This window comes from Litchfieldella rifensis (assembly GCF_042646605.1).
Lineage (GTDB): Bacteria > Pseudomonadota > Gammaproteobacteria > Pseudomonadales > Halomonadaceae > Litchfieldella > Litchfieldella rifensis.
This window is the reverse complement of record NZ_JBHRUG010000037.1, coordinates 44929-52097: the sequence shown is the minus strand read 5'-3', so window position 1 is coordinate 52097 and position 7169 is coordinate 44929. Positions and strand designations below refer to the sequence as shown.

At 67.7% G+C, this 7169-nt stretch carries 6 protein-coding genes; 5 read left to right on the top strand and 1 reads right to left on the bottom strand.

Annotated features, from left to right (window positions below):
- Positions 1-128: 128 nt before the first annotated feature.
- The 3 genes from ACFOEV_RS18545 to ACFOEV_RS18535 all read left to right on the top strand — a co-directional run bounded on the left by ACFOEV_RS18545 (position 129) and on the right by ACFOEV_RS18535 (position 2748).
- On the top strand, positions 129-1382 hold the full coding sequence (locus tag ACFOEV_RS18545) for an NAD(P)/FAD-dependent oxidoreductase (protein ID WP_386776383.1): 1254 nt from the start codon (positions 129-131) through the stop codon (positions 1380-1382).
- Positions 1383-1485: 103 nt separating this feature from the next.
- Positions 1486-1767 carry a DUF2218 domain-containing protein gene (locus ACFOEV_RS18540; protein WP_386776382.1) on the top strand — a complete coding sequence of 94 codons (282 nt, stop codon included), beginning with the start codon at positions 1486-1488 and terminating at the stop codon, positions 1765-1767.
- 54 nt (positions 1768-1821) lie between these two features.
- Complete coding sequence (locus tag ACFOEV_RS18535) at positions 1822-2748, top strand: DMT family transporter (RefSeq protein WP_386776381.1); 927 nt, start codon at positions 1822-1824, stop codon at positions 2746-2748.
- Between the two features lie 40 nt (positions 2749-2788).
- On the opposite strand, the gene ACFOEV_RS18530 is transcribed toward ACFOEV_RS18535, so the two are convergent.
- Entirely contained in the window at positions 2789-4738 is a 1950-nt protein-coding gene (locus ACFOEV_RS18530) for a Clp1/GlmU family protein (RefSeq protein WP_386776380.1), read from the bottom strand.
- Positions 4739-4866: 128 nt separating this feature from the next.
- On the opposite strand from ACFOEV_RS18530, the gene dapB reads away from it, so the two are divergent.
- Positions 4867-5688, top strand: a complete 822-nt coding sequence (gene dapB / locus ACFOEV_RS18525) for a 4-hydroxy-tetrahydrodipicolinate reductase (protein WP_386776379.1) — start codon at positions 4867-4869, stop codon at positions 5686-5688.
- A gap of 285 nt (positions 5689-5973) precedes the next feature.
- Positions 5974-7119: a glutamine-hydrolyzing carbamoyl-phosphate synthase small subunit gene (gene carA / locus ACFOEV_RS18520; protein ID WP_386776378.1), complete on the top strand. Its 1146-nt coding sequence runs from the start codon at positions 5974-5976 to the stop codon at positions 7117-7119.
- Positions 7120-7169: the final 50 nt, after the last annotated feature.

The following is a 7169-nucleotide window of genomic DNA, read 5'->3' as shown; positions in this document are numbered from 1 at the left end:
GCCCCGACATCCGAATGGATGTCGGGGCTTTTTGTTGGCTCGACGCTGGCCGGGTTGGCACCCATCGGACCCCGAGCGCTAAGATGGTGGAGCCTCGCCGAAGAGGCGCAGTCAGCCAAGAGGTTGCGATGACACGCGATACCATCGTCCTGGGCGCCGGCATGATCGGCACGTCGATCGCCTTCCACCTGGCCCGCCGCGGTCGCTCGGTGGTGCTGGTGGATCGCCAGGCGCCGGGCCGCGAGACCTCGTTCGGCAACGCCGGCATCATCCAGCGTGAGGCGGTGCGGCCGCATGCCTTCCCTCGCGACATAGCCACGCTGCTGCGCGTGCTGCCCAATCGGCGCATCGATATCCGCTACCGCCCCCAGGGCATGCTGGCCGCGGCCGGGCCGTTGTGGGAGTACTGGCGGAACTCCGCGCCACGCGCCTATGCCGAGATCGTCCCCGAGTACGCCTCGCTGATCATGCGCTGCACCGAGGAGCATCAGGTCATGCTCGAGGCGGCGAAGGCCGAGTCGCTGGTGCGCAAGGAGGGCTGGCTGGAAGGCTTTCGCTCGCCACGCGTGTTCGACGAGCAGCTCGCTATCGCGCGCGATAATGAGGCTCGCTTCGGGGTGACGTATCGGGCGCTGGACCGTGATGCCCTCAAGGCCAAGGAACCACACCTGTCCGACGAGCTGCTGGGAGCCATCCACTGGACCAATGCCTGGACGGTGGTCGACCCCGGCGCCCTGGTGCAGGCCTATGCTCGGGCTTTCGAGGCGCAGGGCGGTCATCTCGAGCAGGTGGAGGCGCAGCGGCTCGAGCAGACGGCGACGGGCTGGCGCTTGACCACCGCCTCGGGCCGCCTGGAAGCCGAGGAACTGGTGATCGCCACCGGGCCCTGGTCGCACCACTGGTTGCAACCGCTGGGCTATCATCTGCCGATGTTCCCCAAGCGTGGCTACCACATGCACTACGACACTCGCGATGACGCCAGGCTCAATCACTGGTTGATGGACTTTGAGTCGGGCTATCTGCTGGCGCCGATGCAGGCCGGCATCCGCCTCACCACGGGCGCCGAGCTGACCACCTTGGAAGGGCCGGCACGCCATGGCCAGCTCGACGCCGCAGAAGCGGTGGCGAGGCGCCTTGTCCCGCTGGGTGCGCGGCGCGATCCCGAGCCGTGGCAGGGCAACCGCCCCTGCATGCCGGACATGAAACCGGTGATTGGTCCCGCGCCGCGCCATGCTGGGCTGTGGTTCGCGTTTGGTCATGGCCACCAGGGGTTCACGCTAGGGCCGGTGACGGGGCGTCTGATGGGGGAAATGATGTCCGGAGAGACGCCTGCCGTCGACATGACGCCGTTCCGTGCCGCGCGCTTTGCCGGTGGCCGCTGATCGGGCCGTCCGTCTGCCACGATTCGATGTCGGCGAGCTGGCGTTTCCGGGGTAAAGGGTCATAGTCTAGGAATCTCCACCCATGACAGCGGAGGTCCGTCCTATGCCGATTTCCCGAGCCGAGATCGCCACCGAGTCGGGGGCGAAGCTGATCAATCGCCTGTGCAAGCATTGGGCGCACAAGCTCGACGTCGAGCAGAGTGACGGCCAGGCTCGCGTGGCTTTCGAGGAGGGTACCTGCCTGATGCAGGCCACCAATGGTCAGTTGACCATCGCGCTCGAGGCGCTGGATGACGAGAGCCTGGACCACTTGGAAAGCGTGGTGCACAGCCATCTGGAGCGGATGGCGGGCAAGGACGAGCTGGATATCGTCTGGGAAACCTGATCGAGCGGGTCGCGTGATAGCCTGGTGGCTGCGTCTCGTCCGTCGGGAGTGTCCATGCCTCAGGCTCGTGTCGCGTCGGCGCCACCCAGTGCCAGCCAGGCCCATCTGGGCATGCTGCTGTGGGCGGTGCTGGTAGGCTTGTCGTTTCCCGCCGTGAGGCTGGTGAGCGAGGCACTGCCGCCGCTGTCGCTCACCGCGCTGCGTTTCGTCATTGCCTCCCTGGCGTTATGGGGGCTGGCCCGGCGAGCGCCGGACTGGTGGCCAAGCGGCCGCTCGCTGCTGCTGTATGCCCTGATGGGGCTGTGCCTGGCGGGCTTCTTCAGCGCCATGTTCTGGGCCGCACATCATGCCACGGCGCTGTCCATGGCCACGCTGTTCGTCAGCGTACCGTTATTGGCCTACTGCCTGGGGTTGGGCGCGAGGGTCGAGCGTCTGGCGTGGCGTCTGCCGTCGATTCTCGCCCTGGGGGCGGCGGGCGCGCTAGGCCTGGCCTGGGCAGAGTCACGGGGTAACACGGCGGGACTGCGGTTCGGCGTGGGCGAGGCGGTGTTCTTCCTCGGCTGCGTGTCCTCGGCGCTGTACCCGGTACTCAGCAAGTGGGGGCTCGCCCATCGCTGGCTTTCCCCCTCCGCCGCGGCGCGTACCTTCTGGAGCCTGGCTATCGGCGCCGTGCTGATCGGTTCGTTGGGGCTCATGTTCGAGCCGGTCGGGCGGCTGGCCCGGATGACGGCCCGTGATGCGTTGCTGCTGGTCTATCTCGGGCTGTTTTCCAGCGCCATGACCTTCTGGCTGTTGCAGCGCGCCACGGCGGTGCTGACGCCGGGGGCGGTGACGGCCTACAACTACCTGGTACCCTTCGTCTCGATGCTGTTGCTGTTCATCCGGCAGCCCGGGCAGATCGGTTGGGCATGGTTGCCGGGTTGTGTGCTGGTGCTGACAGCGATCGCGTTGTTGCTGCGACGGGACCGGCCGCACACCTGAGGGCAGGCGTGAGGCAGGCGATACCGTCTGGGCGTCCGGTTCATGGCGGGGAGGCGTCGGGCGGGGTCGCCACCTGGGGGCAGAGGGGCCGAATTTCGGCATAGATGGTCTGCGGCTCGCTGACATGGCGACGCGAGAAATGGAACGGCACCAGCTGCCCGACCGCTGCCGCCGCGGCAATTTCGCCACAGGCGCGAGTGGTCAGATGCCCGGTGCTGGCCGCCTGGTCCGCCTCCCGCTGCAGGAAGGGGGCTTCGCAGATCAGGGTGTGCGCTCCCTGGGCCAGGGCGATGAGGCGACGCCGGTTGTCGGGAGTGTCAGCGAGATCGGTGGCATACACCAACCGGCGCCCCGTTTGCAGCAACAGCAGGTCGTCGGCCAGCGTTCCCGCCTTCTCGGAGCCCCCCGCGGGGAGCGGGATCGAGGCCTCCCGTTCCCCGGCCAGTATCCTGTGCTTCAGCTCTCCCAGCCACGGCCCCGGTGACCAGCCGCGGGCCGCGAGTCGCTCCTTGCGGACGTTGACCTGGGTGCCGGGTTCGAAGGCGAAGGCCAGTACCGGCGTGCCATGGTCGAGGACCACCGCGCGCACGCGGAAGCCGAGTTCCTGGAGCAGCACGCCATCGCCGGCCGGACGCGGCGCCAAGGCGGTCGGGGCTTCCTGGCCGGCGATCACGCCATATCGCTGTAACCGATCGCCGTGCAACTCGGCGACCTCGAAGCGTGGTGCCTTGTCTCCCACCCTGTCCCACAGGACTCCCCGCACCAGGCCGGCGAGGTGATGGGCCAGCCCTGGAGGACCGTATACCCGACACGTGGGCAGTTCCCCGATCCGCGAGCGCAGCAGCCACAGGAAGCCGCCGATATGGTCGAAGTGGGCGTGACTGATGAACACGTCGGTCACCTGGTGGGCGATGCGCGCGGGCAGGCGGCCGGGATCCCCCAGGTCGAACATCAGGCTGCGCCGTTGGTGACGTAACCGCAGGTGCAGCAAGGGGTCGCCGTAGACGCCGTTCACCAGGGTGGCGGCCGCCACGCCGAGGCGTATCACGGGCCGCGGGCCTTCGCGATCCCCCAGCGGCCCAAGATGAGAAACCAGGTCGGGGGGTGGCCCGGAAGCATCGGTCGGGGGCCGGTGTCGCGGGGCGGTCCTCAACAGCCCGTCGCCGGTGCGGCGGGCATCGCGGACCACCAGGGTGTGCACCGGCTTGGCCGGCAATGGCGCTTGCACGCGAAGCCGCGCGCCTTCCCGCGCAAGAACCTCGCCCATGGCCAGGGAGTGACCGTGGGCATCGAGCAGGCCGATCTGGCGCCCGCGCCAGGCATCGAGTACCGAACGCGGGGGTGGCGTACCGATCATCGCCAGGGTGTCCAGGTCCAGGATCTGCTCGGTGGCAGCCGCCAGGTAGGCATCCCAGGCCGCGGTTCGGCGATGCGCCCGGATCAGGCGACCCTGGTGAGCGGCCTGAGGCGAGGGCTGCAGGCGCAGCGTGGCCAGACCCAGGGCTCGACACTCCTCGGCCAGAGGTCCCGACGAACCTGCTGGTGCGAGTACGACCAACGCTTTCGCCCTACCCGCCTCGGCCAATGCCAGCAGCATCTCGGCACCGGCGGCGCCGCGCACCACGCCGGGCGTGTCCACCAGCAGCGGGCCGCTGGCGCAGGCGGCAGCCAGCCGTCGCACCGCGTCGACCAGGGGCAGGCGAAACCGCGCCGCATCCAGCGAACACAAGGCCTCGACGCGCTGCACGCGCCACCGGCCGTGGCGCCATACGCCCAGGCATGCCGCCCCGGGCGGTCCGAAGCCAGGCATGCCGGGGTCGGCACCCAGGCAGTGACAGACCCGCCCTTCGGCTTCCAGCGTGCTGGCGACCTGAGCGGCCAGGGTCGTCTTGCCACTACCCGGGGCGCCTGCCAGCAGCACATGCCGATGCTGCCTGATCAGGGCCAGCAGGGAGTCGTCCGCAGGGGAACGCGAATCGTCGGGCGGCATGGCAGCCCTCCTTCGTCGATAAGGCAAGTTTGGGTGATATACGCCAGCCGACAAGGGCTCGTTTTCCCCGTCCTTCGTCGCCTTTGATATACTTCGCCCATCATGGATCACTAACCGCAGGAGTCCGCATGCCCCCTATTGCCCCCCGTATCGCCATCGTGGGTGTGGCCGGCCGCATGGGTCGTACCCTGGTCGCCGCCGTCGAGCAGGATAGCAATGCCACTTTGGCCGGCGGGGTCGTCGAACCGGGCAGTTCCCTGGCGGGCGCCGATATCGGCGAGTTGGCGGGACTGGGCCGGCGGGGCGTGGTGGCGGCCGATTCGCTCGAGGCGATCGTCGACGACTTCGATGTGCTGATCGACTTCACCACGCCCCGGGTGAGTCTGGCCAACCTGGCGTTCTGCAGTGCGCACGGCAAACGCATCGTGATCGGTACCACCGGCTTGAATGACGAGCAACTCGCCGAACTGGACGGCTATCGAGATCGGGTGCCGATGGTCTTCGCGCCCAACATGAGCGTCGGCGTCAACCTGACCCTGAAGCTTCTGGAAACCGCGGCCAGGGCGCTCGGCGACGAAGGCTACGACATCGAGGTCATCGAGGCGCATCACCGCCACAAGGTCGATTCACCGTCGGGGACGGCCCTGAAGATGGGCGAGGTGGTCGCCGAATCGCTGGGTCGTACACTCAAGGAGCACGGCGTCTTCACGCGTGAAGGCCAGTGCGGGCCACGCAGCGACACGGAGATCGGCTTCGCCACGGTACGTGCCGGCGACATCGTCGGCGAGCACACCGTGATGTTCGCCACCGAGGGCGAGCGAATCGAGATCACCCACAAGGCGTCGAGCCGCATGACGTTCGCCAAGGGGGCGGTACGTGCGGCGCGCTGGGTCGCCGGGCAGCAGGTCGGGCGCTACGACATGCAGGACGTGTTGGGGCTCAAGGGGTAGCCCCGGGCGCCCAAATCCTGTAACATTCCAAAAATTTTGGCCGGGCGCCGGGTGTGACATCCGTGTTAGCGCTTGTTGAGTCGGGCCACAGGCATTCCGAGCGAATGACAACAAGCGGGATGAAACCGGTCTTCATCGGGTTTCGTCCCGCTTTTTTACGACTCGATGCCAAGGGCTCGTGACGATGTTGAGCGACGGGACAGCGGTGCCGGCCATGTGATCCATCTGTCGGATGAGAGACGGTCTCGTCAGGCGACCTCATTAAGAGCATGGGAGGAAGTTGCGTTGAACAGACCCGCGATACTGGCCTTGGAAGATGGCAGCGTGTTCCACGGCACCGCCATCGGCGCCGATGGGCAAACCAGCGGTGAGGTAGTGTTCAATACGGCCATGACCGGCTATCAGGAGATCCTCACCGATCCTTCCTACACCCGCCAGATCGTCACCCTGACCTATCCGCATATCGGCAATACCGGCGTCAATGCCGAGGACGTGGAGTCCGGTGCCATCGCCGCGGCCGGCCTGGTGATCCGCGACCTGCCGCTCATGGCCAGCAGCTTCCGCTGCGAGCAGCGCCTCGACGACTACCTGAAGAGCCACAACGTGCTGGGCATCGCCGATGTCGATACCCGGCGCCTGACGCGCATCCTGCGCGACAAGGGCGCCCAGAACGGGGCGATCCTGGCCGGCGCCGAGGCCGAAGGCGAGGGCGCCGTCGAACGGGCGCTGCAGGTGGCGCGCGACTTTCCTGGGCTCAAGGGCATGGACCTGGCCAAGGAGGTATCCTGCCAGGCCGCCTACGAGTGGAGCGACGGGGAATGGGCGCTGGGTGCCGGCTATGCCGATACCCGTGGCGACGAACGGCCCTTCCACGTGGTCGCTTACGACTACGGCGTGAAGCGCAACATCCTGCGCATGCTGGCCTCGCGCGGCTGTCGCCTGACCGTGGTGCCGGCCCAGACTCCGGCGTCCGAGGTGCTGGCGATGAACCCGGACGGGGTGTTCCTGGCCAATGGCCCGGGCGATCCTGAGCCCTGCGACTACGCGATCACCGCCATTCGCGAGATCCTCGAGACCGAGCTGCCGGTGTTCGGCATCTGCCTGGGCCACCAGTTGCTGGCGCTGGCCAGCGGGGCCGGCACGGTGAAGATGAAGTTCGGCCACCACGGCGCCAATCACCCGGTGCAGGACCTGGATTCCGGCCAGGTGATGATCACCAGCCAGAACCACGGCTTCGCCGCCGACGAGGCGACCCTGCCGGCCAACGTGCGGGCCACCCACCGCTCGCTGTTCGATGGCTCGCTGCAGGGGATCGAGCGTACCGACCGTCCGGCCTTCAGCTTTCAGGGACACCCGGAAGCCAGCCCCGGTCCGCGCGACGTTGCGCCGCTGTTCGACCGTTTCGTCACCATGATGAAGGCACGCCGCTGAGCGCGAATCGCCCCAAGACTGCCTGTTTTTTTCACCGATTAGCCGCGGGA